Below are 21,894 nucleotides of genomic sequence, written 5' to 3'. Positions count from 1 at the left end.
AGGCACGCAAGCGGCAAGAGGGTTTTAGCGTTCACAGTGCGGTTTTCAGGGTCTCGACAAAGCGCAGCGCTGCTGGGCTCAGGTCCGATCCGGAACGGGTAATCAGCCCGATCTCCCGACACACCCCAGGATGCTCGATGCGCACCTGCGTCAAATCGCCGCGGCCTTCGTCGGCGGATTCCGGCAGCAAGGTCATCCCCAGGCCGTGCCGCACCAGCGCCATGACCGTCGACATGTAGTTCGCTTCCAGCCCGGGCGTCAGCACAAGCCCCTCTTCGGCAAATAACTGTTCCACCCGCTCGCGCACGCTGCTGTCAGTCCCTAGACGCAGTATCCACCTGCGTCAACGTGATCCGATAACTTCTTAACTCATCTCCCTCCGTGACATATTCTTTACTGAAGTATCGGTAGACTGCGCCTTTCACTTTTATCCCTACACCATTGGGGGTGTCCTCGATAGAAACATCGTTTAAGGCACTGTCCGTGATCAGGAATTCACTTGCCTTATTAAGCTGTTTGAGGACTTCCAGGTCATCGCCATCGAGCGGTTTGCTAATAAAAAAACGCAAAGTGTCCACGTCAGTTGCCATCGCGCCATAGCGTGTAATGTATAACCAATCGCCCTGAGGCAGTTGCCTTTTGAGGACTAACTCATCAGCGCCACTGCCGAAGTTAAAAAAATCCCCAAACAGTGCATTGATAATCAAAAGCACTACAAGAGCCCAGAAGGAGTGCTTATAGGTGAGTCTGAAAATAGTAGCCTTTGGATTTTGCATACAAGATCCCCATCTTTATCCATTTCTGGTCTTTGGGGTCATCCCCGTAGGGAGGCAGCCAGAACCAGTAACCCCACTTGTGATCGGCTTTTTGTGTCTTGGCTGCTTTTTGCGCGTATCCGGCCGCCCTCAGCAACAGCTGTTCGGTAAGTTGCCCTGCAGTGCCAACAGCACCGTAGTGGAAATTGCCAAAGTTTTCCCATTCGGGATTTTGCTGTTTATAGTCCCACGGGGCGCGGTTACGCACTTTGTAGTAAAACCAGCTCATAAATGCACCGGTCGCCGGATCTCGTTTCCATTGATCGTTTGCAAGCTTCATATGGACGTCTACATTGACACCCGGACGAATAGCTGCTGGCATTTCGTAGTTCATCGCTTTTCCCTGCGAAATTTTGAGTGGTTATGAAAATATCTTATTGCTGATGGCATCCCACCCGCCAGCAATCTGCCCCGCGCTCTGTCCTGTCTTTCGATTTTGTTTGGAATAGATGAGTTGAATTCTTCCATAGTTCAAAGCGATAAGCTCGCTCGGGAAGCTGTTGTCCTGATCACCATTGCCTGTTAATGAAAATGAACTGATGATCACTTCTTCTAGTTTTATCTCGAGGTACTTAACTTTGGGGTCTCCGGCGCGGAATAGATGCACAGAAACCTGCTTGAAGTGCTTTCCGCTACAGCATGCTTCATGCAGCTTCGGCGTGGCGTTGTCGACAGCTTTTTTGACAAGCATGTCGCTCATGTAAGCTCGACCGGAGCTCGCGCCCCCAGATGAGGTGGAAGTAGCGGAGGCTGTCTGGCTGGCAGAAAGATCGAAGTCTTGCAGTTCAATCCAGTTTTCGTAGGCCTCCGTGAGCGCTTCACCGGGAACGCCTTCAATCTGCAGATATGCTTCGAGTGACATCGTTAATTCCTTTTAATACGATTTTGGGCTCCGGATGGTACACGGAAGCAATTCCTGATGGGAGTCTCGACGCTGACTCGAGACTTCGCTGCCACTGTCACTCTGGCCTGCTGTCTTCGGCGCATACGGCAGCAGTCCTCGTGCAAACCGCTCAAGGTTTTTGCGGTTCCAGCGCGTTTTTCATTGTTTCGACGAATCGCTGGGCTGCGGGGCTCAGGCTCACAGCCGTTCGGGTAATCAGCCCGATCTCCCGACACACCCCAGGATGCTCGATGCGCACCTGCGTCAAATCGCCGCGGCCTTCGTCGGCGGATTCCGGCAGCAAGGTCATCCCCAGGCCGTGCCGCACCAGCGCCATGACCGTCGACATGTAGTTCGCTTCCAGCCCGGGCGTCAGCACAAGCCCCTCTTCGGCAAATAACTGTTCCACCCGCTCACGCACGCTGCTGTCGCGACCGGTGAGGATGATCGGCTGTCCGGCCAGCGCCTGCAGGGTGACCGAACGCTTGCGTGCCAGCGGATGGTCAGCGGGAACGAACAGGCTCAGCCGGTCGACCATCACCACCTCGAACGCCAGTCCGTGACCCATGCGCGCCCGCACCCCCAGCCCGAAATCCACTTCGCTCTCGCGCACCAGCGCATCGATCCGCTGCGCGACCACGTCACGCAAGCGCACTTCGACGCCGGGGAACTGCTCGCGAAAGGTTTTAAGAATGGGCGGCAGCGTGCCGGAACACATCGACGGCAGGGCAGCGATGGTCACCACGCCCCGACGCAGCGCGGCCAGATCCCGCGAGCCGCTGACGATGTTGTCGAGGTCCAGCAGCAGTTTCTCCATGGGCCCGCGATTGTTCTGGCCCGCCGCGGTCAGGCTGACCTGGCGCGGGCTGCGCTCCAGCAGGGCAACGCCGAGCCATTCTTCCAGCTGCTGGATCTGCACGGTCAGGGCGGACGGTGACAGGTTCAGCTCCAGCGCCGCTTTGGCAAAGCTGCCGGTGTGGGCGACGGTCAGAAAGGCGCGGATGTGCTGAATCGAGTTCTTCATGGCTGAGTTTCCGGAGCGGTCGCCGTACGCACGTCATTCGGTTTTTCCGAACGCAGGGCGCCGAACATTTCAATTTACAAAGCTTAGCCTCGTTTTGATACTCGCTGAAAACAACAACAGCTCATCCCGCCGCCCGCCGGTCAGGGATGACGAAGGATCAAACCATGCTCGCCACCCTCGGTGTCATTACCATCCTCTGCCTGCTCGCCGCCGTCATGAGCAAGCGCCTCTCGCCCCTGGTCGCCCTGATTGCTTTGCCCATCATCGCCGCGCTGATCGGCGGATTCGGCCTGCAAACCAGCGGCTTCATCATCACCGGCATCAAGAACGTCGCACCGGTGGTCGGCATGTTCGTCTTCGCCATTCTGTTCTTCGGGGTGATGACCGATGCCGGCATGCTCGACCCGATCATCGACCGCATCCTGCGCACGGTGGGCACGCGTCCTACGCGGATTGTCGTCGGCACCGCACTGCTGGCGTTGCTGGTGCACCTCGACGGTTCCGGCGCGGTGACCTTCTTGGTGACGATCCCGGCGATGCTGCCGCTGTACACGCGGCTGGGCATCGACCGGCGGATTCTGGCCTGCGTCGCGGCGATGGCGGCGGGGGTGAATTTCCTGCCGTGGACCGGGCCGGTGCTGCGCTCCTCTGCCGCCCTGCATGTGCCGGTGTCCGAGCTGTTCCAGCCGCTGATTCCGGTGCAGATCGTCGGCCTGGCGTTTGTCTTCTTCTGCGCCTGGATGCTCGGGCGGCGTGAGGAAAAGCGCCTGGGGCTGGGCCGCTTTCAAACCACGGCCGAGCACATCGATGTGGTGCCGCAGCGGGTGCTGACCGAGCAGGAAGCGGTGCTGCGCCGGCCGCGTCTGTTCTGGCTCAACCTGCTGCTGACCATCGCAGTCATGGGGATAATGATCTCCGGCTGGGTCGACCCGGTGGTGATGTTCATGGTCGGCACGGTGCTGGCGCTGTGCATCAACTACCCCAACGTCGACGCCCAGCGCGCGCGCATCGATGCCCACGCAAAAACGGCCCTGACCATGGCCAGCATTCTTCTGGCCGCCGGAGTGTTCACCGGGATCATGCAGGGCACCGGCATGCTCAAAGCCATGGCCGAAGTGGCGGTGGCGCAAATCCCGGCCGGTCACGGCAAGCTGATTCCGATGGTGGTGGGCTTCCTGTCGATGCCCCTGAGCCTGTTGTTCGACCCCGATTCCTTCTACTTCGGGGTGATGCCGGTAATCGCTGAAGTCGGCCGCTCCCTGGGCGTCGATCCACTGCAAGTGGCCCAGGCCTCGCTGCTGGGCGTGCACACCACCGGCTTCCCGGTCAGCCCGCTGACGCCGGCGACCTTCCTGCTGGTCGGGCTGTGCAAGGTCGAGCTGGCCGACCACCAACGCTTCACCATTCCGTTTCTGTTTGCCGCATCGGTGCTGATGACCCTGACCGCACTGCTGCTGGGAGTGTTTTAAATGAAGACATTACGTATCGGCTCTGGCGCCGGTTATTCCGGTGACCGTATCGAGCCTGCGGTCGAACTGGCCGAGAAGGGCGAACTGGATTACCTGGTTTTCGAGTGCCTCGCGGAGCGCACCATTGCCCTGGCACAACAGGCGCGGCTCAGCGATCCCGAAGCCGGTTTCGACCCGCTTTTGAGCGAGCGCATGCGTCGCGTGCTGCCGTTTGTGGGGCGTGGACGCGAAGGCGGGCAACGGCGGCTTCGGCTGATCAGCAACATGGGCGCGGCCAATCCGCTGGCGGCCGCGCGGGAAGTGCGGCGCATTGCGATCGAGTTGGGGCTGCACGGGCTGAAGGTCGCATCGGTGACGGGGGATGACGTGCTCGCTGCCTTAAAGGCGAGTCCTGAACAGGTGCTGGATAACGGCGCGACGATTGCTTCGTTGGGTGATCGGATGATTTCTGCCAACGCTTATCTGGGGGCGCAGGGGATTGTCGAGGCGCTGAAGGCCGATGCCGATGTGGTGATTACCGGCCGTGTGGCAGACCCTTCATTGTTTCTCGCGCCGCAGGTCTTTGAGTTCGGTTGGGCAAAAAACGACTGGATGCGGCTGGGACGCGGCACGTTAATCGGCCATTTGCTGGAGTGCGCCGGGCAGATCACTGGCGGCTACTTTGCTGATCCGGGTGTGAAAGAGGTCCCGAACCTGGCGCGCCTCGGGTTCCCATTGGCGGAAGTCGACGCCGAGGGCAGGGCGGTGATCAGCAAGGTCGCCGGCTCCGGCGGGCGCATCGACACCGCCACCTGCACCGAGCAGATGATGTATGAAGTGCACGACCCGGCGGCGTACCTGACTCCTGACGTGACGGCGGATTTTTCCGGTGTGTCGTTCCATCCAGTGGCCGCCAACGAAGTGCGAGCTGACGGCGCTGATGGCCGCGCGCGACCCGAGACGCTGAAAGTGTCGGTGGGCTATCTCGATGGCTGGATCGGCGAGGGGCAGATTTCCTACGGCGGGCCCGGCGCACTGGCCCGCGCGCAACTGGCGCGGGACGTGGTGCTGGAACGTTTGCAGCTGACCGGCGTGGTCTTCGATGACGTGCGCGCCGAGCTGATCGGCGTGGACGCGTTGCACGGTGCTGCGCTGGGTTCGCGGGCAGCGGCCGAGCCGTGGGAAGTGCGCCTGCGCGTCGCGGCGCGCTGTGCAGACAAGGCCCAAGCCGTGCGCATCGGCAATGAAGTCGAAACCCTCTACACCAACGGGCCCTATGGCGGCGGCGGCGCGACCAAGGGCGTGCGGCAAGTGGTGGCAGTGGCGTCGCTGCTGATGCCGCGGGATGCCGTCAAGGCGCAGGTTCATCTGGAGGACGCATCGTGAGTACCGTGAAACTGCGCGAACTGGCCCATTCCCGGACCGGCGACAAGGGCGACACTTCGAATATTTCGGTCATCGCCTTTAAGGCGGAAGACTACCCGCGATTGCTGCAGGCGCTGACGGTCGAGCGGGTGGCTGAGCATTTCGCCGAGCTGCTGGGGGACGATGCCTCACGGGTGCTTCGGTATGAACTGCCGAACGTGCACGGGCTGAATTTTGTGCTGCCGGGAATTTTGAAGGGGGGCGTTACACGGTCACTGGCGCTGGATGCCCACGGCAAGGCGCTGGGGGCGGCGTTGCTGGATATCGAGGTTTGATTTCGCCGGATTCGAGGTGCAGTGGCCGACGCCTTCCCGGCTGAAGCCGGTCCCACAGGGTGCGCGGCGTGCCAGCCATACCGGTGTTTCCCGGCTGAAGCCGGTCCCACAGGGTGCGCGGCGTGCCAGCTATACCGGTGTTTCCCGGTTGAAGCCTGTGCTGCGAAGTGCACGCCAGTCCTTAGTGGGACCGGCTTTAGCCGGGAAGAGGCCACCGATCACACAGCATTGCTGCCGCCCTTGCATGAAACGCGGCCCGTTCACCTACTTCTGATTCAACAAAAAAACCACATACCCCCGAAACCAAGGGCTGTCCTGCAGATACCCGGGCGCCTGCCATTCCCCGCCCTGCACCAAGCCAATTTTGAACGGCAGGCCCATCCGGCTGATGCGCGGCAGGTAGGCGGCGTAGTCAGGGATGCTGTGGCGCCCCTGGTAGGTCTGCACCACCACTTCATCGACCACGCCTTTCAACTCGCTGATCGCCAGCGAATCCGCGTTACTGCTCCAGTCCATCAAACCGGTGATGCTCAGCTTCAGCTCAGGCGGCAGTCGCTGGCGCAGGTCCTTGAGAAACACCACGTAGTCCTGCAGATAACGGGTGCGCGCATCGAAATCGATCTGCACGCCAGCAACCGCCGTGCCCGTGTCCCGCCAGCGTTGCACCTGGCCCAACAGCTGTTTGTAAACCGGCTCGGGCCAGCGCAGGGTGTGGGCGCGGTAGACGATCCACACCTCCCGCTGGGGCAGACGCCTCACGCCCATCCCCTGGGCAATCAGCACCGGGATTTGTCGATCACGACGGGTTGCGCTGATCTGGCCCTGCAGCACGTACAGGGTCTGCGCCCGATCCAGCACCGGCTGCGTCGCCACGCCGCTCCACAGCCAGAAGGCCTTGTGCTCGCCGGCGTCCACCGCCGCCCAGGCCACGCCGCTGTTCAACCCGGTGATGAACAAACCGATCAACCCGCCGACAAGCATCCGCCAGCTAAATGGCGTTTCCATCACCAGTAATACTGCAGCGATTTGCCCCAACTGGTGGCGCCGTAAGTGGTTTTCAGCTGTTTGAACCAGCCTTTGCGCACGGCCGGGGCGACGTCCTTGCCGCCGCAACTGTTATAGCCGGAAGGCGCGTAGCAGTTGATCGCCCGAAACAGCGCGTAGGCCTTGTCGTCCCGCGCGGCCTTGCTGTCGGCGATCACCGTCTGATAGCCGTTCAGGCGAGAGAACACCTCACCCTTGAAGCCGGGCTCGCTGCTGCCCAAATCACCCGCGTCGGGCTTTCTGTCCAGCGGCATGCCGTCCAGGGCGTTGCGCAGGATGAACTCACCCAGGCAATTCAACCCTTTGGCGTCCTTGTCGTTGACCTGCAACGCGGCGGCGATCTCGCCGATGCTCGGGCAGGCGTAACCCGACTCGGCCTTGGCGCCGTTCCAGCGGAACAACTGCAGTGTCTGACCGGCGTCATAGACATAACCCAGGCTGGTGCCCAGTTTGGTGTCGGCGGGCAGCTCCGGCAGGGTTTTCAAATCATCGGCGAACGCGGCGTACTGGCTGTGCAGCAGCTCCTTATAGAGCAGGACGAACTGGGCGGTGGCCTTCTCGGTATCGCTGATGCCCTGACCGATCTGCTGGCGCAGCAGCGCCGCGTCGGCCACCTTGCCCAGCAGAATCAACCGCACCTGGGCGGACGTGATCGGCGAATCGCTGGCGAACACCTTCGTCAGTTGTCCGCTGCGCTCGTCGTTCATCGCCAGCGCCAGTTCCAGTTGTTCGCGCTGCAAGGGTTGCTGCGCCAGCGGCAGCAGTTTCAGCCACAGCGCCTGGGCGGCGGGCAGGTCGTTGCCGGCTTCCAGCGCGAGGCCGCGCAGGGTCTGTTGGCTGAAAGCGAGGTAATCCAGTTTCTCGGGGACCTCGTTCGGCAGGCGTTTCAGCGCTTCGGCCGGATTCTTGTCGACGAAGAACGCGAAGGCGGCCTGCAAATAGTCGAACATCGCCGGTTGCTCTGCGAACAGCGCTTTTTGCGCCGCGAGCTTTTCGCGGGTCAGCCGGTTTGGCAGGTCCGGGCGCATGATCATCAGGTCATGGGTCGCTGTCATCAACGGCGATGACGTGGCGTCGGTGAGGGCGGTCAGCAGTTTGTTGTCGGCCTCTTGAATCAACGCTTCGGGCGAGTTTGACGCGCGGGCTTCGCCGGCTTCCGTCAGCTGCCAGGTGTAGTCGGCCGCCAGTTTGTCGGTGTCTCCCGACAGCCAGTGGACCCGGCGCAGCAAGCCGGTGGCGGAGCGGCTGTAGCGGCCGTCGGGGTAAGCGCTGAGGTAACGTTCGATGGCTTGACCGCCGCCTGCGTAAGCGGCGCGATCGCGGTCTTCCTTCAGGCTGCCGTATTCGTCGAACGCGTCCTGCTCGGCGGCGTTGATCCGGGTGCGGGCGATCATGTACAGCGACGTTTCCTTGAGCCACGGCTGGGTGCTGTCGGCGAGGCTGTTGAACCCTTTTTCAGCGTCGCTGAAGCGCCCGCTGTAAAAGTCCGACGCCGCGCGAAGGTAAACGACGAACGCTTTGGCCTCGAGCGACTGAACATCGGTCGGCAACAGGCTGGCCTGTTTTTCCGCCTCCCAGGTGCACGCGTCCAGCAGTTGCAGACGGGCGCGGGCCAGGGATTGGCGCTCAGTGGCGGACAATCCTTCGGTGTCGAGTAACTGGCCGATGAAATCGGCAGCGCTCTCGTCGCGGTTACTGCGGCAGCGGCTGCCTTCGCCCTGCAAGAAGCCCTGGCCGGCGGTGTCGGTGCTGTCGCGGCTGAGGCTGAGTTTGCCCAGCAGGTCACCCATGGCGGCGGCGCCTGACTCCTCGCTTTCGTCGCCCTCGATGTCTTCATTCGCCAACCTGAACGCCGCAAACGGCACCGGGCCATAGCCCTCGACCAGTTCCTGCTCGGTCAGCGCGTTGGGCTTGAGCGTTAGCGCCTTGCGATCGGCCAGCAGCAGACGCAGGTTGACGCGGCTGTCGTTGCCGGGGGTGAGGAAGGGCAGGTTGTTGCAGACGTCCAGTGAATCGCGCAACAGTGACCAGGTGGGGTAGCAGGAGTTGTCACTGCTGGCCTGGGCCTGGCCGCCCATCGTCGCGCCAATGATCAAAGCAAGAGGAGTCAGGGAGCGGATACGCATGAACAGTCCTTGATTTCGTTACGTAAGAAGAGGGTAAGCGCAGCGAATGATACAGGGTGTTTCGTGCGATCCACCGAGGGACACGGGCACCTGATTCACAATTATTTTCAAATTGATGTGAGGTAAACCAGGTTGGCATCCGTGTAGTGAGAATCAGATGCGTTTCGTAACGGCCGCATCGCTTATCGACGCCTCAGGTTCTTGCTTCCATGACAGCTCAATCCGGTCTTCCTGTTCTTCGTCCCACCTCCCTGTTGGGCATGTGCTCAGCCACCGCGCTGCTGTGCTCGCTGGGCATGAGCCCCGTCGCCTGGGCTGAAGAAATGCAGCTGGACGCGGTCAACATCGACGCCACGTCCCAGCCCGAGGTTAGCGAAACCGAGCACAGCCGCGACAGCTATCAGGCGCGCAAGGCGACCGTAGCCACGCGCACCGAAGCACCGTTGGTGGAAGTCCCGCAAAGCGTCAACGTGGTGACCAACCGAGTCATCGAAGACCGCCAGCCGTCTAGCCTGGACGAGGCGATCAATGCGGTCAGCGGCGTCAAGCAGGGCAACACCTTGGGCGGCACCCAGGACGCGATTCAGAAGCGCGGCTTTGGCACCAACCGCGACAACTCGATCATGCGCGACGGCATGCAATCGGTGCAGGCGCGCAACTTCACGCCGACCACCGAGCGCATCGAAGTGCTCAAGGGCCCGGCGTCGATGCTCTACGGCGTGCAGGACCCGGGTGGCGTCATCAATGTGGTGACGAAGAAACCGCAATTGGTCGAGGCGCGCTCAATTTCGGCGTTTGGCAGCAGTTTTGGCGGCGGCGGCGAGCAGATTGACCTGACCGGCCCGATCGGCACCAACGGCCTGGCCTACCGCGTGATCGCCGACAAGCAGAACTACGACTACTGGCGCAATTTCGGCAGCATCGATCAGTCGGTCATCGCGCCGTCGCTGGCCTGGTATGGCGACGACACCACGGTGTCCGTTGCTTACGAGCACATGGAATACTCGGTGCCGTTCGACCGTGGCACGCAGCTCAACACCAAGACCGGCAAGGTGCTGGACATCCCGCGCAGCCGGCGTCTCGACGAGCCGTTCAACGTCACCAGCGGGCGCTCCGATTCCCTTGACGTGCGCATGGATCATCGCCTCAACGACACCTGGACCCTGCGCACCGGTTACGCCTACAGCCGCAATTACTACAACGACTACCAGTCACGCTTCATCTCGGCCAACTACAACACCGGTGCCGTGACCCGTCGCGGCGACGCCACCCGCGACGCCGTGCAGTTCGCGCACACGGCCACCGTCAGCGCTCTCGGCAATCTGTACTGGGGCGACGTGCGCCACGAGCTGCTGATCGGCGCCGATTACATGAAGAACGACCGCGATCTGGGCGATCTGTATCGCAGCGCCAACAAGGTCGATTTCAATTACAACGCGCCGGTGTATGGGGTGACTCAGGAGCCGAGCACGGTCAGTGCCGCGCAAAGCGACCAGACCGATCACCTGCGCACCCATGCATTCTTCGTTCAGGACGCCATGCACCTGGGCGAGAAGTGGATTCTGCAGACCGGCCTGCGTTATGACGCGTTCGACGAGCTGACCGGCAAGGGCCGGCCGTTCGTGGTCGGCGCCGACGTGAAGGACAGCAAGGTCGTGCCCCGCGTCGGGCTGGTCTACCTGATTCAGCCGGACTGGTCGGTGTACGGCAGCTACACCGAGTCGTTCCGCCCGAACACCTCGATTGCTTCGCCGATTGGCGATCTGCCGCCGGAGGAGGGCAAGGCCTACGAGATCGGCACCAAGTTCCAGAACGAGGCCATAACGGCGACGGTGGCGCTGTTTAACATCAACAAGCAGAACGTACAGACCAGCGAAGCGTGCGGCACCGAGACCTGCACGCGGGTGTCCGGCGAGGTGCGCTCGCGCGGGCTGGAAGCGGACATCACCGGGCAGTTGAACGAGTTCTGGAGTATCACCGGCAGCTACGCCTATACCGACACCAAAGTGCTGGAGGACCCGATTCTCAAGGGCGAGCCGCTGGACGGTGTGTCGAAGCACACCGGCGCGGTGTACCTGACCCGTGACTTCGGCCACGTTGGTGTGGGTGATCTGCGCGCGGGCGCCGGTGCACGGTTTGCCAGCCGGTGGGGTGTGAATGATGGCGCGGGGAAGGAGTATTACCTGCCGTCTTCGAAAGTCGCGGATGCGTTTGTGGCGTACAAGGTGAAGCTGGATGAGCGGGATGTGACGCTGCAGTTGAATCTGAAAAACGTGTTCGACGAGAAGTACTACACCTCGGCGAGCGGGTTGGGTTCGCCGGCGATTTCCATCGGCGAGCCGCGGCAGTTGGTGGCGCGGGTGAAGCTGGATTTTTGATTTCTCAAGATCAAGATCAGGAGCGTCGGCCTAACGGCCTCGTGTTTCGCCTTCGGCGAGTTACTTGGAAAAGCCCCAAGTAACCAAGGGCTTATGCTCCTGGTTGGGCCCTTCGTTCCTCAGGGTTCCTTCACTCCGGTCTCGCTCCGTGGGCCATCCGCCATCCATGGCGGGGGCGGCTCTCGCGGCATCCATGCGGCTCGGCCCACTCCGCGAGACCTGCGTTCAGCCTGCACCCAAGTCGCGATGGGTGTCGTCCGGAATTTTTGCGTAGGAAGATCAAGATCAAAGGCGCTGCGCAGATCAAGAGCTCCCGGCTGAAGCCGGTTCTACAGGGGGCGCCGTGAACTGGTGCCACTGACTGCACGCGTTGCTTTTAGTGGGACCGGCTTTAGCCGGGAATGCGTCAGGCGTCACCCTGCAGCATGTCGATCGTTCCCACGCTCTGCTTGGTAAAGCCGCCCCGGACGCTCTGCGTCCAATAGCGATGCACATTCAATCTCAGGGATGACGCAGAGCGTCACGGGATGCATCACCACGCAGAGCGTGTGGACGATCAACAAACCGGTTCGCCAGCAAGCAGGCTCCTACAAATCCGTGATCTTCACCACCCCAATTGCTACCCGCGCGGGCAGTTTCAATTGCGCGCACAGCCCGCCCCCTTCGCGGTTGGTGAGGCTCAACGTGCCGCCCAGTGCGATCGTCAATTGCTGCGCGATCGCCAGGCCCAGCCCGGTACCGCCGGTGTCGCGGTTACGTGAGCTTTCCACGCGGTAGAAGGGTTTGATGACTTCCGACAATTCCCCTTCGGCAATCCCGGGGCCGCGGTCCAGCACTCGCAGCGTCAGGCTCTGGTCGGTGTGGGTCTGCACTTGAATCTCCGCCGCTCCGGCAAATTTCAACGCATTGTCAGTCAGGTTGACCAGCACCCGGCGCAGGGCGTGGGGGCGGGTGTCGATGACCGCGCCGGTTTTGGCATAAAACTCGAATCTCTCGAAAAGCTTGTTAATCTGCGGCACATTATGCAGGGCTAGGATCTCTGCATGGAGCAATTGCCGCATGCATCCGGGGTAATGACTATGGTACCGGTGCGGCTTGAGGCATTCGACCTCTCCGGCTAAATGGTTTTCTAGCTCAGGCGTAGGCTTTCGGTAAATTCAAACCCGCATTGGAGGCAGTTACCACTCTTTGCGAAGGACTGAGGTAATAAATGGATCTTCTAAAAAACGTTCCAAGTTGGGATGACGTGGAGCGAAACCTCGATCATAGATTCAACGAGATAAATCAAAGCATCGATCATGGTTTGCAAAGCGCAAACGATAGCTGGGACGGATTCACTCGTCGTATCGGCAGTGCCGCTACGACGGCTTACGGCTACGCGGGCGGTAGCCACATTGACTCTTTACGGCTCGCAGTGGCCATGTCTTACCCGATTGTTCATGCTGACCTGACGCGAAAGTGGGCATCGATCGAAATCGAAAAGATTCTTCCGGTCTTGATGCAGTTAATTCGAGAAGTCGTAATGATTGTGGGTGGGAGCGTCGCGGTCGGGACGCTTGCAGGCGGCATCGCAGGGTCGATGGCGTTTGGTGCAGGCGCGGCGCCTGGAGCCATGATCGGTGGGAGCATTGGCTTGCAGGTGGGCAACCTAATCCTGATGGCTCTCGGCTTGGCAGCCATAAGTGAATACTTTTGCCGGGGACTGATGCCTTGCGTAATCGCCTTGTACGAAGGCGTAACTATGGCGTGGTGCGCCGAGGATGGTTTAACGCCAGCGGGGTTAGACCCTACAGGTGGTTCCGCAGCCATGATAGACGAACGCCTTGGTCGTGCAGCGCGGCAGCTCGCAAGTGGTCAGGAACAACTGGTGTTGCTTCTCTTCACGGCTATCGTCAGTTACCTCAATCGCGGGCGGATAGTGGGTGGTGTGCTCAACACCATGGAAACCGTCGCCACACGAAGTGCAAGCTTGCGGGCCGGAATGCCTAACAGAGAGCTGGCGGCTTGGCTTGAGCGAAATCAGCAAAAGATGCTTTCCAATCCCGAGTTGCGAGTCGATGAGACGAATCCTTCAGGGAAAGTCGCAGAGCCGGATATCGAGCCTTCAAAGAACATTGCGCCTGGCAAGTATGCCAAAAGAACAGATATTGAGTTTCGCTCCGCAGCTGAAGTGAACTCGACGTTTCCTGAAGGTTGGTCGCCACCTTATAAGCCTGGGACCCGAGTCACGGAATTTACATCCACTGTTGATGACGTCTATGTAAGGGTACATGGAGAGACGAATATGGCGCGCTCCTGGATGATGAAATCAGAGGCCATAAAGGGGCTTACAGCAGCGGAAATCAAGTCTAAATTTGCACTTCCTGAGCTCCCCACCTTCATGTCAGAAGTATCTGTTCCAGCCGGAACCCGGATTAGGACCGGAGTAGTAAATCCAGTGTTTGGTGGGACGGGAAATGCCACGCAGTACGAGCTGCTTCAACGACTGCCCACCTCCGCGTTTAAAAACACTATAAGGCTTGGCCAATGAATAACATTGCATTTTTGATAGTCCACGGAAAACTTACCATCGGTGACCGGACATTCGATCTTCCGCATCCTGTCGAAGAGGCACTTACTTATCATGATTTGATTATCGTTCGCGTCGAACCTCCAGCCGGTGTCATTTTCAACAGGAATGTTTATGGGATTAGCCATGAGGGCGAAGTCCTCTGGCAGATAGAAGAAAGCCCCCATGGAACTCAAGATGACAAACCGTATGTGAATATCAACATAGGCCAGAACCACGATCTTATTGCGGGCAACTGGAATGGAGTGAGTTATTCCGTGAACCCTGAGAATGGAAAAATCACGGTTGTATCGTTCGACAAATAGTCAGACCGTCATAATGCGCATCCCTGATCCCGATCGCCCCCACGCCCTGCGTCCCGCAGACGCTGCGCACTCAAGCCTGGAGAAGTGACGCGGGGCGTGGGGACGATCAAGCTTGCTAAAAATCCGTGATCTTCAACGCCCTCGTCGCTACCCGCGCGGGCAGCTTCAATTGCGCGCACAACCCGCCCCCTTCGCGGTTGGTGAGGCTCAACGTGCCGCCCAATGCAATCGTCAATTGCTGCGCGATCGCCAGGCCCAGCCCGGTGCCGCCGGTGTCGCGGTTGCGCGAGCTTTCGACGCGGTAGAAGGGTTTGATCACTTCCGACAATTCCCCTTCGGCAATCCCCGGCCCGCGGTCGAGCACGTGCAGCGACAGGCTCTGGTCGGCGTGGGCTATGACCTGAATCTCCGCCGCTCCACCGAACTTCAACGCGTTGTCGGTCAGGTTGACCAGTACCCGGCGCAGGGCGTGGGGGCGGGTGTCGATGATGGCGCCGGTCTTGCCGTTCAACTGCACGTCGCGGCCGACGTCCTGGTAGTCGAACACCATGCTGTCGAGGAATGAATCCATGTCCACGCGCCGCGCTAACTCGGTCGAGGTGTCCATGCTGCGCGCGTACGCGACGCCTTCCTGGACCAGGTGCTGCATCTCGCTCAAATCGCTCCAGAGTTTGTCTTTCTCGACACCATCGTCCATGAACTCGGCGCGCAGTTTCATGCGGGTGATCGGGGTTTGCAGGTCGTGGGAGATCGCCGCCAGCAGTTGCATGCGCTCTTTCACGTAGGTGGAAATCCGTTGCTGCATGGTGTTGAACGCCACGGCAGCAAACGCCACTTCGGTCGGGCCGTTTTCATCCAGCCGGATGCCTTCGCCGTTCGGGTCGAGGTTGTCGACGGCGTGGGACAGGCGCGTCAGCGGACGAATGGCCGTGCGTACGGCCAGCCAGGTGCAGACAAACAGCAGCACGAGTTGGCCGATCAACAACAACGGCAGCCAGGGCGACAGCGGCGTGATCTGCGGGCGCACGTCGATCGTCAGCGGGTTGCCGTCCTTCAGAGTCAGATGCGCCTGATAGTGGGGGCGGCTGTCGGCAATGTTATTGAACGTCAGTTCGTAATCGTGACCCAGGCTGTCCTGCATCGAATGCACTGACATCGGCGCCTTGTCCATGTCCACCGGCGTCCCGGTCTGGCCGGCACCGAGGATGTAGCCGTAGGTCGGGTGTTCGAGGCGTGGCAGCCAGGCCTGACGTTCGTCGGCCGGCAGGCGCTCGAGCACGGCGACCGTGATGCTGAGGTCGCGCTCCATATTGCCGAGCATCGTGGTCATCGCGCTTTCATAGCGCTCATAGAATTGCAGGCCGAACGACAACCCGTGGGCCAGCACCAGGCTGATCAGAAAAATCAACGAAAGCTGTGACGCCAGGGTGCGCGGCCATCCGAAGCTCAGCTTCATGGGCTTTCCCCGAGAATTTCCACGGCGTAAGTGAACACGTAACCCTCGTTGCGCACGGTCTTGATGTAGGCCGGGTCGCGGGCGTCGTCGGCCAGGCGCTGACGCAAGCGGCTGACCAGCAAGTCGATGGAGCGGTCGAACAGATCGGCGTCGCGGCCCTGGGTCAGGTTCAGCAGTTGATCGCGGCTCAAGACCCGCTGCGGGTGATCGAGGAAGGTGCGCAGCAGGCGGTATTCCGCGCCGCTGAGCGTAACGACCGTGCCTTGGGCGTCGAGCAGGTGGCGGGCGGTGGTGTCCAGCTTCCATTTGCCGAAGGCCAGCAAACGCCCGGCTTCGGTGACGATCAGGTTCGGCGGCAGCATGCGGGTGCGGCGCAGCACGGCGTTGATCCGCGCGAGCAATTCCCGGGCGGCGAAGGGTTTCACCAAGTAGTCGTCGGCGCCCATTTCCAGGCCGATGATGCGGTCGGTTTCGTCGCTGCGGGCGGTGAGCATCAGCACGGGCGTGGTCTTGTGTTTGCCGGTGCGCAGCTCGCGGCACAGCAACAGGCCGTCGTCGCCCGGCATCATGATGTCGAGCACGATCAGGTCGACGGGCGTCGATTCCAGAAACGAACGCATCTGCCTGCCATCCGCCACCACCGTGGTGCGCAGGCCGTTCTTCTTCAGGTAGTTGCCCACCAGCTCTCGAATCTCGCGATCGTCATCGACAATCAGAATGTGATCGACGTGCTCCATTGCCGCAGCTCCCGTATTCATGTGTGTGGCGCATCTTAACCAGTCGCGCGTGACTTGCCTGCCGGGGTTTGTATTCCACTGTATCTGGCGCTGCCGGGCATACATGCGCATGCAAAAGGCAGGTTTTTCGGCGCGAATGTATCGCTGTGTATCTGCAGCGCGCTCTGACACGTAAGGATGATTTTCCGGCGGTTCGCGACACAAGCGAGATACCTGCGGGGCGTTCAATGGGACCCATCGAGACGACAGACACACACCGCCTCGAACCCCAACCGAATGACCCTTTGAATACCGGAGAACACCATGAACTGGAAGAACCTCAGCATCGCCACTCTGTTTGCCGCCCTGAGCCTCGGCGCTCTGACCGCACAAGCCCAGCCCGTTGCCCAAGCGCACACTTACATGTACGGCGATCACCTGGACATCGCCAAGGCCCTGTCCACCGAAGTCGACTCAACCCCGACCTGCGGCGTGGTCAACGCCCACCTGCGCTACCTCGATTCCCAGGGTCAGCAACGGACCCTGAACTACGAAACCGTTGCCCAGAACTGCCCGCAGGACAACTGAGGCTGGCAGGTAACGGCGACACGCAAGTGGGCGGTGATCGGGCGGCAGGAGTAAGCTGTGCTCCTTTTTGACTGCCCGCGCCCACGCGCCGCTCAGGACCTGACGCCCGCAATGAGATCACCCGCTACCTTCGCGCCACCGCCATCCCTGTTTTTGCCCCTGACCGAAGAGGTGTGCAAGGGCCTGGCCGCTGGCGAATCGCTGGACGATTTCCTGAAGCAGGCGGGCCGGCCGCAACTCGCCGCGCTGATGCTGCTGCTCAATCTCAACGCGCTGGTCGCGCAAAACACCGCCGTCGAACAGCTCGAACGCATGCTCGATGATGTCCTGCGCGCGGCCGATTCCGTTGAAGAAGCCGGCGGGCGTTTTGCCGATCTGGTGCGTGGCAGGTTCACCGCCGACCATATGGCCGCTGGGCTCTCGGTGCTTGAAGTTGCCGGCGTCAGTCTTCTCGAAGACGCTGATATCGAGCAGCAGGATTACCTCGACGGGGAAGGGCAGTGGGACTTCGGTTTCGGCCTGCGCCATCGCGCCAAACTCGAACCCCTGACACGCGAGGTCGTGATGCCGTCCGGCGATGTCCTGCGTCTGAGTGATCAGCAGAGCCGGATCTTCGACGAGTTCAAGGTCTGCAACGAAGAGTCGTTCCACCTGCAGGCCTATGCCGGGGTGGGCAAGACCTACCTGCTGGCGAAGTTCTTTGAGGTCCTGGTCCCGGAAAAGACCTTGCTCATGGCGACCTTTCCGGGTCAGGTGAGCGCGCTTCAGGCGCGGGTGCGTCAGGCCAACCCCGACGCGCGGATCAATGCGTGCACCTTCGGCCACATGGCCAACCTGCTGCTTAACCGCGACATGACGGCGCGCGGCTGGCGCAACACCGACATTCAGCGCACCGGCGCCAGCTCGCTGGTCGATGACCGGCAAGTGGCGCAATGGCTGAACCTGCAAGCGGTGGGCAAGCTGCAGCCCCGTGATGTGGCGCGGGTCTGCCGCAGCACCGTGCACAGTTTCAGCCTGTCGCCGCTGGCCAATATCGAAGCGCGGCACTTGCCGTCGTTGGGCCACGCGGCGAGTCAGGCGGACATCGCCCTGCTGCTGGAATACAGCCGCCTGCTCTGGCGCGAAACGGTCAGGCCGTCGGCGCCGCAGATTCGTCTGCCGATCCGCAACAGCCACCGGATCAAGTTTCTGGCGCTGACCAACAAAGTGATCCCCGAGAACTACAGCCACATCATCATCGACGAGAGCCATGAACTGACGGCGCCGATGGTGCAGATCCTCGATCGCAGTCCTCAGGCGGTCATTACGTTGGGCGACGAATTCCAGCAGCTCAGCGGCAAGACCCCGCGCCACGGCGGCTTTATTCGCCAGCGTTTCATGACCCAGTCGATCCGCGCCGGCAAGCAAATGGCCGACGTGCTCAACCCGATGATTCAGTTGCACCCCAGCGACATAAAGGAAGGTTTCGTCGGTCGCGCGCCCCACCCGACGCGGATCATCGGCCACGGCGTCATGCCGATTCCAGAAAAACCCACGACGATTCTGGTCGCCAACGAATGGGGCCTGTTTGCCTGGTTCAAGCGCCTGACCGAAGCCGGCGCGCGTTTTCAAATGCCGCCACGCACCCTCGAAAACCTCACGCTGTTCGTCAAAGGCCTGGACCTGCTCTACCGCGAAGACCTGCGCCCGCAGCACCGGCTGATCTTCCGCTTCGCTTACTGGGACGCCCTGGCCTCGGCCATGGGCGGCAGTCACGAATTCAAAGCGATGCACGAGTGGCTCGGCCAGGGCAACCGCCTGCAGGACTTCGTCGAGACGACCCAGCGTTTCTGCAACGACCCGGCCGCCATTCTCAAACTGGCGAAAGTCGAAGACGTGAAGAATCAGGAATTCGACTCGGTGCTGCTCTCCCGCGACCTCATGCGCCCACCTCGTGAGGGCTCGACGCATTCACTGGCCAGCGTGTGCTCACTGCTCTACACCGCCAGCTCCCGCGCCCGGCACGAACTGCTGCTGCCGGGAAACATGAATGACTGGTTGCAGGATTTGGGGCGTAAGTAGGGGGCGGACAACTCTCTCGGTAACGATCCGTTTTAAGCGGGACTGCCTTCCCTTATTTCCGGCGGCTCCTACACACAGGGACGATCCACGCTGACTTCGTACCAGCTTATTCATCGGTAAATTTCTGATCGACCTTTTAGCGATCCAGGGACGAACCGTGAACAAGAACGCTGCTTATGATGTACGGCCTGCCATCCTTAATTGCGAGACCGCGTTGGGAAGAGCATTGGTGGCCATGTTCAAGTTGGTTGAGAGCGAACTGACTTGTGAGAAGGCCCCGCCTGCGGCGCTTACCGTCGTTATCTTTGGTGGGTGCGCGGTGCATCTGTATACAAGTCATCGGGTTTCCAGTGATGTCGATGCAGAATTCTTTGCGTCGGAGCTGCCTTCGAGCCTGGATTTACAGACTATGCTGGCGGCAGTCCCCCAGACATTCGTGGATGAGCAAAGCGGTCGAGTGGTGGAATTGTCTTACGACCTCAACTTCACGTCTGGATTGGGCCCATTGCATGAGGACTATCTGGAACGCGGAGTGCCGCTTGATTCCTTCGGGCCGCTGTCGCCATTGCGAGTTCTGATAGCGTCGCCGGTCGATCTTGCTATTTCCAAGCTCGGACGCGGGACTGAGCAGGACGTCAGCGATATCTTCGCCCTGTTGCGTACCGGCTTCATCCTTGCTGCCGAGTTTGAGCGTTTGGCCCTGCAGGCCATTGATTGCTATGTTGGCAATCACGAACCTCCCACATCCATCCTCACCAATATTTTGCAGGACTACCTGGAGACCGCCGATGGACAGCCCGGCTGAGCGCCACTTACTTTCCGAAGCGATGGCCAGACTCGCTGATCAACCGCTAAGTCAGGCCGATGATTGCGCGTTGGTGAGTCTGGCTCAGGAGGTCTGGTATGAGCACTCGAGCATGGAGTCAGAATTGCGCAGATTTCTCGCCAGCAATCCTGGCGAGCTGGCGGCGCGCCGAGTGGGGTACCTTCTGGAAAAGCTGACCCGGTTCCCCTGTGCGACTGACGAGCGGGTGCGCGAGACCTTGCACGCGCTGAGTTTGCTGATGCAGCGTTTTCCGCGTCAGGGCGACGACCAGCAAATAGCGGAGACTCGCCTGCGTGACCGTCGGGACGAGCTTGCAGTGTCGTGGGGACTTAGCGAGGGGTTAGGGTTGAAAGTGCAGACCCTGCTGCCGTATCAGACGCGGCATTACGCAGCGGGACGTAACTCGGCTTTCAGATAACCGACATTTGGTTTATCACCGCTGAAATCCGGCTTTCAGCCGGGGGCGAGAATCCGGACAATGACTTTTTAAACCCGGCAATCCCCACCACGCCACTGCTTCGGACTCACCCCAAACCATCGTTTGAACGCCCGTGAGAAGGCGCTGGTTTCCGAGTAGCCGAGCAGCGAGGCGAGTTGGGTGATGCTGAGGTTCTGCTGTTTCAGGTGATTCAGGGCCGAGTCCTGGCGGATCTGGTCGACCAGCTGCGTGAAGCTGATGCCCTGTTCGCGCAGTTTGCGCTGCAGGGTCCATTCGGACAAACCGAGGGCGTGAGCGATGTCGTCCAGTGCCGGTTCGCCCAGGTGCAGGGTGGCGAGGATGGCCTGGCGGGCGCGGTCGAGGAGCGTAGCCTCGGGACCGTTGCCTGTGCTGCTGCCGTTATCGCCCAGCTGGCGGATCGCGTCCTTGATCAGCATCAGCAGAATCGGGTCGCTGCCGGGCATGGCTTTGCCCACGACATCGCGCTTGGGGATCAGCAGTGAATTGCAGCTCTGCCCAAAACGCACGTCAGCGCGGAACACGTCGCGGTGTTCGTGCCAGCCCTGGGGTTGGGCGTGTTCGAAGGCCACTTGCCGAGGTGCCCAGTCCGGGCCAAGTACATGGCGCACCAGGTTCAACGCCATGCCCATGGTCAGCTCGGCGTCCTGGCGGCGTTCGTTGATCGCGCCGTGGCGCACCTGGTAATCGAAACGGTAGCACTTGCCTTGATCGACCAGTTCGATCAGCGTGCTGTGCTGATGGAACGGGAAGGCGGCGGAGAAATTGATCAGGGCGTCTTCCAGCGTTGCCGAGCACAGGCCAATGTAGCCCAGCAGGCCCAGCGCTTGGGGCCGGAATTGCTGGCCGTAACGCAGGCCGAAATTGTCGCAGCCGGTCTGGCTCGCGGCTTCTTCCAGCACTTTGCAGTAGTTGGTCAGCGGCAGGCTCAGGGTCGGGTGCAGCAGCTGCTCGGGGTCGATGCCGGAGCGGCCGAACACCCGGTCCAGATCACCGCCGTGCTGCACGATGAAGCCATCGAGCCCGTTGGCTGCAGCCGACAGCACGCCGCGATTGCTGGCGGCGGGCGCGTTCGATGCGGCGGCGGGTACGAGGGTCTGGAGCATGGGGGTGAGGGCTCTTACGGTGTGTAGGCAAAGTGTGCAAGCAAATGTCATACCTTGTGTCAGCCGCATGCATCGTCGGGGGAAATCAACGGTCCTGTGGGAGGGACCGGGGTAGCGCTCCACCTTGCTCGCGAAGACTGCATTCCAGCCGCTGCATACTCGGCGAATGTACCGACCTCTTCGCGAGCAAGGTGGAGCGCCACCCCGGTCACTCCTACATGGGCACCGGTGCTACTCGACGACTCATCTGCTGCCCAAGCTGTTGGGAAGTCTGGTGCCACTGCGGTCAGCAAACTCGGGCATTGCGTGACCCCCAATAAAGCACCGGGCCGTTTTTACGCGCCAGCGTGGCGCACCCCCGGCAGATACCCGGAAAACTTGACCGCAGGCGA

At 60.9% G+C, this 21,894-nt stretch carries 19 protein-coding genes and 2 pseudogenes; 10 read left to right on the top strand and 11 right to left on the bottom strand.

The features are described from left to right. Positions 1–31: 31 nt before the first annotated feature. The 5 genes and pseudogenes from QWI20_RS03915 to QWI20_RS03895 all read right to left on the bottom strand — a co-directional run. Positions 32–322, bottom strand: a pseudogene (locus QWI20_RS03915) (LysR substrate-binding domain-containing protein); the annotation flags it as partial. Continuing rightward, positions 315–776 (bottom strand): hypothetical protein, encoded by a 462-nt coding sequence (locus QWI20_RS03910; protein WP_369304261.1) that lies wholly within the window; start codon positions 774–776, stop codon positions 315–317. The gene QWI20_RS03910 and the pseudogene QWI20_RS03915, both read right to left, overlap by 8 nt. Then, positions 736–1,149: a polymorphic toxin type 44 domain-containing protein gene (locus QWI20_RS03905; protein ID WP_369304259.1), complete on the bottom strand. Its 414-nt coding sequence runs from the start codon at positions 1,147–1,149 to the stop codon at positions 736–738. The genes QWI20_RS03910 and QWI20_RS03905 overlap by 41 nt, the downstream gene beginning before the upstream one ends. Positions 1,150–1,176: 27 nt before the next feature. After that, positions 1,177–1,677: an Hcp family type VI secretion system effector gene (locus tag QWI20_RS03900; protein ID WP_369304258.1), complete on the bottom strand. Its 501-nt coding sequence runs from the start codon at positions 1,675–1,677 to the stop codon at positions 1,177–1,179. 151 nt (positions 1,678–1,828) lie between these two features. Further along, a complete protein-coding gene (locus QWI20_RS03895) occupies positions 1,829–2,722 on the bottom strand; it encodes a LysR family transcriptional regulator (protein ID WP_369304257.1) in 894 nt (297 codons plus the stop codon). A 164-nt stretch (positions 2,723–2,886) separates the two neighbouring features. Between QWI20_RS03895 and QWI20_RS03890 the strand changes: the two genes are divergently transcribed. Genes QWI20_RS03890 through QWI20_RS03880 form a run of 3 tightly spaced genes read left to right on the top strand, consistent with a single transcriptional unit; the run spans position 2,887 to position 5,870 of the window. Further along, the gene (locus QWI20_RS03890; RefSeq protein ID WP_122534422.1) at positions 2,887–4,191 is read left to right on the top strand and encodes a CitMHS family transporter; all 1,305 of its coding nucleotides are present in this window, start codon (positions 2,887–2,889) and stop codon (positions 4,189–4,191) included. After that, entirely contained in the window at positions 4,192–5,556 is a 1,365-nt protein-coding gene (locus QWI20_RS03885; RefSeq protein WP_369304256.1) for an acyclic terpene utilization AtuA family protein, read from the top strand. Beyond that, complete coding sequence (locus tag QWI20_RS03880; RefSeq protein ID WP_369304255.1) at positions 5,553–5,870, top strand: hypothetical protein; 318 nt, start codon at positions 5,553–5,555, stop codon at positions 5,868–5,870. The genes QWI20_RS03885 and QWI20_RS03880 overlap by 4 nt, the downstream gene beginning before the upstream one ends. Positions 5,871–6,134: 264 nt before the next feature. Here QWI20_RS03880 and QWI20_RS03875 read toward each other — a convergent pair whose 3' ends face one another. Both QWI20_RS03875 and QWI20_RS03870 read right to left on the bottom strand, forming a co-directional pair. Next, entirely contained in the window at positions 6,135–6,851 is a 717-nt protein-coding gene (locus QWI20_RS03875) for a DUF3142 domain-containing protein (RefSeq protein ID WP_369304298.1), read from the bottom strand. Between the two features lie 23 nt (positions 6,852–6,874). Beyond that, on the bottom strand, positions 6,875–9,040 hold the full coding sequence (locus tag QWI20_RS03870; RefSeq protein WP_369304254.1) for an outer membrane assembly lipoprotein YfiO: 2,166 nt from the start codon (positions 9,038–9,040) through the stop codon (positions 6,875–6,877). Positions 9,041–9,291: 251 nt separating this feature from the next. Between QWI20_RS03870 and QWI20_RS03865 the strand changes: the two genes are divergently transcribed. Then, positions 9,292–11,418 carry a TonB-dependent siderophore receptor gene (locus QWI20_RS03865; RefSeq protein WP_369304297.1) on the top strand — a complete coding sequence of 709 codons (2,127 nt, stop codon included), beginning with the start codon at positions 9,292–9,294 and terminating at the stop codon, positions 11,416–11,418. Positions 11,419–12,005: 587 nt separating this feature from the next. Here the strand turns inward: QWI20_RS03865 and QWI20_RS03860 are convergent. Next, positions 12,006–12,386: pseudogene (locus QWI20_RS03860) on the bottom strand (ATP-binding protein); the annotation flags it as partial. A gap of 242 nt (positions 12,387–12,628) precedes the next feature. Here QWI20_RS03860 and QWI20_RS03855 point away from each other — a divergent pair. Next, entirely contained in the window at positions 12,629–13,948 is a 1,320-nt protein-coding gene (locus QWI20_RS03855; RefSeq protein WP_369304253.1) for a DUF6861 domain-containing protein, read from the top strand. Beyond that, positions 13,945–14,292 carry a hypothetical protein gene (locus QWI20_RS03850; RefSeq protein WP_369304252.1) on the top strand — a complete coding sequence of 116 codons (348 nt, stop codon included), beginning with the start codon at positions 13,945–13,947 and terminating at the stop codon, positions 14,290–14,292. The genes QWI20_RS03855 and QWI20_RS03850 overlap by 4 nt, the downstream gene beginning before the upstream one ends. 115 nt (positions 14,293–14,407) lie before the next feature. Here QWI20_RS03850 and QWI20_RS03845 read toward each other — a convergent pair whose 3' ends face one another. After that, positions 14,408–15,748, bottom strand: a complete 1,341-nt coding sequence (locus QWI20_RS03845) for an ATP-binding protein (protein ID WP_369304251.1) — start codon at positions 15,746–15,748, stop codon at positions 14,408–14,410. Then, the gene (locus QWI20_RS03840; RefSeq protein ID WP_122534429.1) at positions 15,745–16,485 is read right to left on the bottom strand and encodes a response regulator; all 741 of its coding nucleotides are present in this window, start codon (positions 16,483–16,485) and stop codon (positions 15,745–15,747) included. Before QWI20_RS03840 ends, QWI20_RS03845 begins: the two co-directional genes overlap by 4 nt. Positions 16,486–16,788: 303 nt before the next feature. On the opposite strand from QWI20_RS03840, the gene QWI20_RS03835 reads away from it, so the two are divergent. The 4 genes from QWI20_RS03835 to QWI20_RS03820 all read left to right on the top strand — a co-directional run bounded on the left by QWI20_RS03835 (position 16,789) and on the right by QWI20_RS03820 (position 20,357). Then, positions 16,789–17,052, top strand: a complete 264-nt coding sequence (locus QWI20_RS03835; protein WP_369304250.1) for a DUF2790 domain-containing protein — start codon at positions 16,789–16,791, stop codon at positions 17,050–17,052. 111 nt (positions 17,053–17,163) lie between these two features. After that, positions 17,164–19,113 carry a hypothetical protein gene (locus QWI20_RS03830; protein WP_369304249.1) on the top strand — a complete coding sequence of 650 codons (1,950 nt, stop codon included), beginning with the start codon at positions 17,164–17,166 and terminating at the stop codon, positions 19,111–19,113. 157 nt (positions 19,114–19,270) lie between these two features. Further along, positions 19,271–19,918: a DUF6036 family nucleotidyltransferase gene (locus tag QWI20_RS03825; RefSeq protein ID WP_369304248.1), complete on the top strand. Its 648-nt coding sequence runs from the start codon at positions 19,271–19,273 to the stop codon at positions 19,916–19,918. Beyond that, positions 19,902–20,357 carry a hypothetical protein gene (locus QWI20_RS03820; protein ID WP_369304247.1) on the top strand — a complete coding sequence of 152 codons (456 nt, stop codon included), beginning with the start codon at positions 19,902–19,904 and terminating at the stop codon, positions 20,355–20,357. The genes QWI20_RS03825 and QWI20_RS03820 overlap by 17 nt, the downstream gene beginning before the upstream one ends. Positions 20,358–20,425: 68 nt before the next feature. Here the strand turns inward: QWI20_RS03820 and QWI20_RS03815 are convergent, their stop codons facing one another. Further along, positions 20,426–21,502 carry an AraC family transcriptional regulator gene (locus QWI20_RS03815; RefSeq protein ID WP_369304246.1) on the bottom strand — a complete coding sequence of 359 codons (1,077 nt, stop codon included), beginning with the start codon at positions 21,500–21,502 and terminating at the stop codon, positions 20,426–20,428. Positions 21,503–21,894 lie beyond the last annotated feature (392 nt).

Source organism: Pseudomonas sp. W2-17 (assembly GCF_041060445.1).
Taxonomy (GTDB): Bacteria; Pseudomonadota; Gammaproteobacteria; order Pseudomonadales; family Pseudomonadaceae; genus Aquipseudomonas.
Note: the sequence above shows the minus strand (reverse complement) of the source record. Positions and strands in the feature narration are given on the sequence as shown.

Excerpts from the sequence above, each read along its gene's own strand:
- QWI20_RS03830 (WP_369304249.1), top strand. The coding sequence starts at position 17,164 with ATGAGATCACCCGCTACCTTCGCGCCACCGCCATCCCTGTTTTTGCCC.
- QWI20_RS03835 (WP_369304250.1), top strand. The coding sequence starts at position 16,789 with ATGAACTGGAAGAACCTCAGCATCGCCACTCTGTTTGCCGCCCTGAGC.
- QWI20_RS03815 (WP_369304246.1), bottom strand. The coding sequence starts at position 21,502 with ATGCTCCAGACCCTCGTACCCGCCGCCGCATCGAACGCGCCCGCCGCC.
- QWI20_RS03885 (WP_369304256.1), top strand. The coding sequence starts at position 4,192 with ATGAAGACATTACGTATCGGCTCTGGCGCCGGTTATTCCGGTGACCGT.
- QWI20_RS03890 (WP_122534422.1), top strand. The coding sequence starts at position 2,887 with ATGCTCGCCACCCTCGGTGTCATTACCATCCTCTGCCTGCTCGCCGCC.
- QWI20_RS03850 (WP_369304252.1), top strand. The coding sequence starts at position 13,945 with ATGAATAACATTGCATTTTTGATAGTCCACGGAAAACTTACCATCGGT.
- QWI20_RS03870 (WP_369304254.1), bottom strand. The coding sequence starts at position 9,040 with ATGCGTATCCGCTCCCTGACTCCTCTTGCTTTGATCATTGGCGCGACG.
- QWI20_RS03820 (WP_369304247.1), top strand. The coding sequence starts at position 19,902 with ATGGACAGCCCGGCTGAGCGCCACTTACTTTCCGAAGCGATGGCCAGA.
- QWI20_RS03895 (WP_369304257.1), bottom strand. The coding sequence starts at position 2,722 with ATGAAGAACTCGATTCAGCACATCCGCGCCTTTCTGACCGTCGCCCAC.
- QWI20_RS03840 (WP_122534429.1), bottom strand. The coding sequence starts at position 16,485 with ATGGAGCACGTCGATCACATTCTGATTGTCGATGACGATCGCGAGATT.
- QWI20_RS03855 (WP_369304253.1), top strand. The coding sequence starts at position 12,629 with ATGGATCTTCTAAAAAACGTTCCAAGTTGGGATGACGTGGAGCGAAAC.
- QWI20_RS03875 (WP_369304298.1), bottom strand. The coding sequence starts at position 6,851 with ATGCTTGTCGGCGGGTTGATCGGTTTGTTCATCACCGGGTTGAACAGC.
- QWI20_RS03900 (WP_369304258.1), bottom strand. The coding sequence starts at position 1,677 with ATGTCACTCGAAGCATATCTGCAGATTGAAGGCGTTCCCGGTGAAGCG.
- QWI20_RS03845 (WP_369304251.1), bottom strand. The coding sequence starts at position 15,748 with ATGAAGCTGAGCTTCGGATGGCCGCGCACCCTGGCGTCACAGCTTTCG.
- QWI20_RS03910 (WP_369304261.1), bottom strand. The coding sequence starts at position 776 with ATGCAAAATCCAAAGGCTACTATTTTCAGACTCACCTATAAGCACTCC.
- QWI20_RS03905 (WP_369304259.1), bottom strand. The coding sequence starts at position 1,149 with ATGAACTACGAAATGCCAGCAGCTATTCGTCCGGGTGTCAATGTAGAC.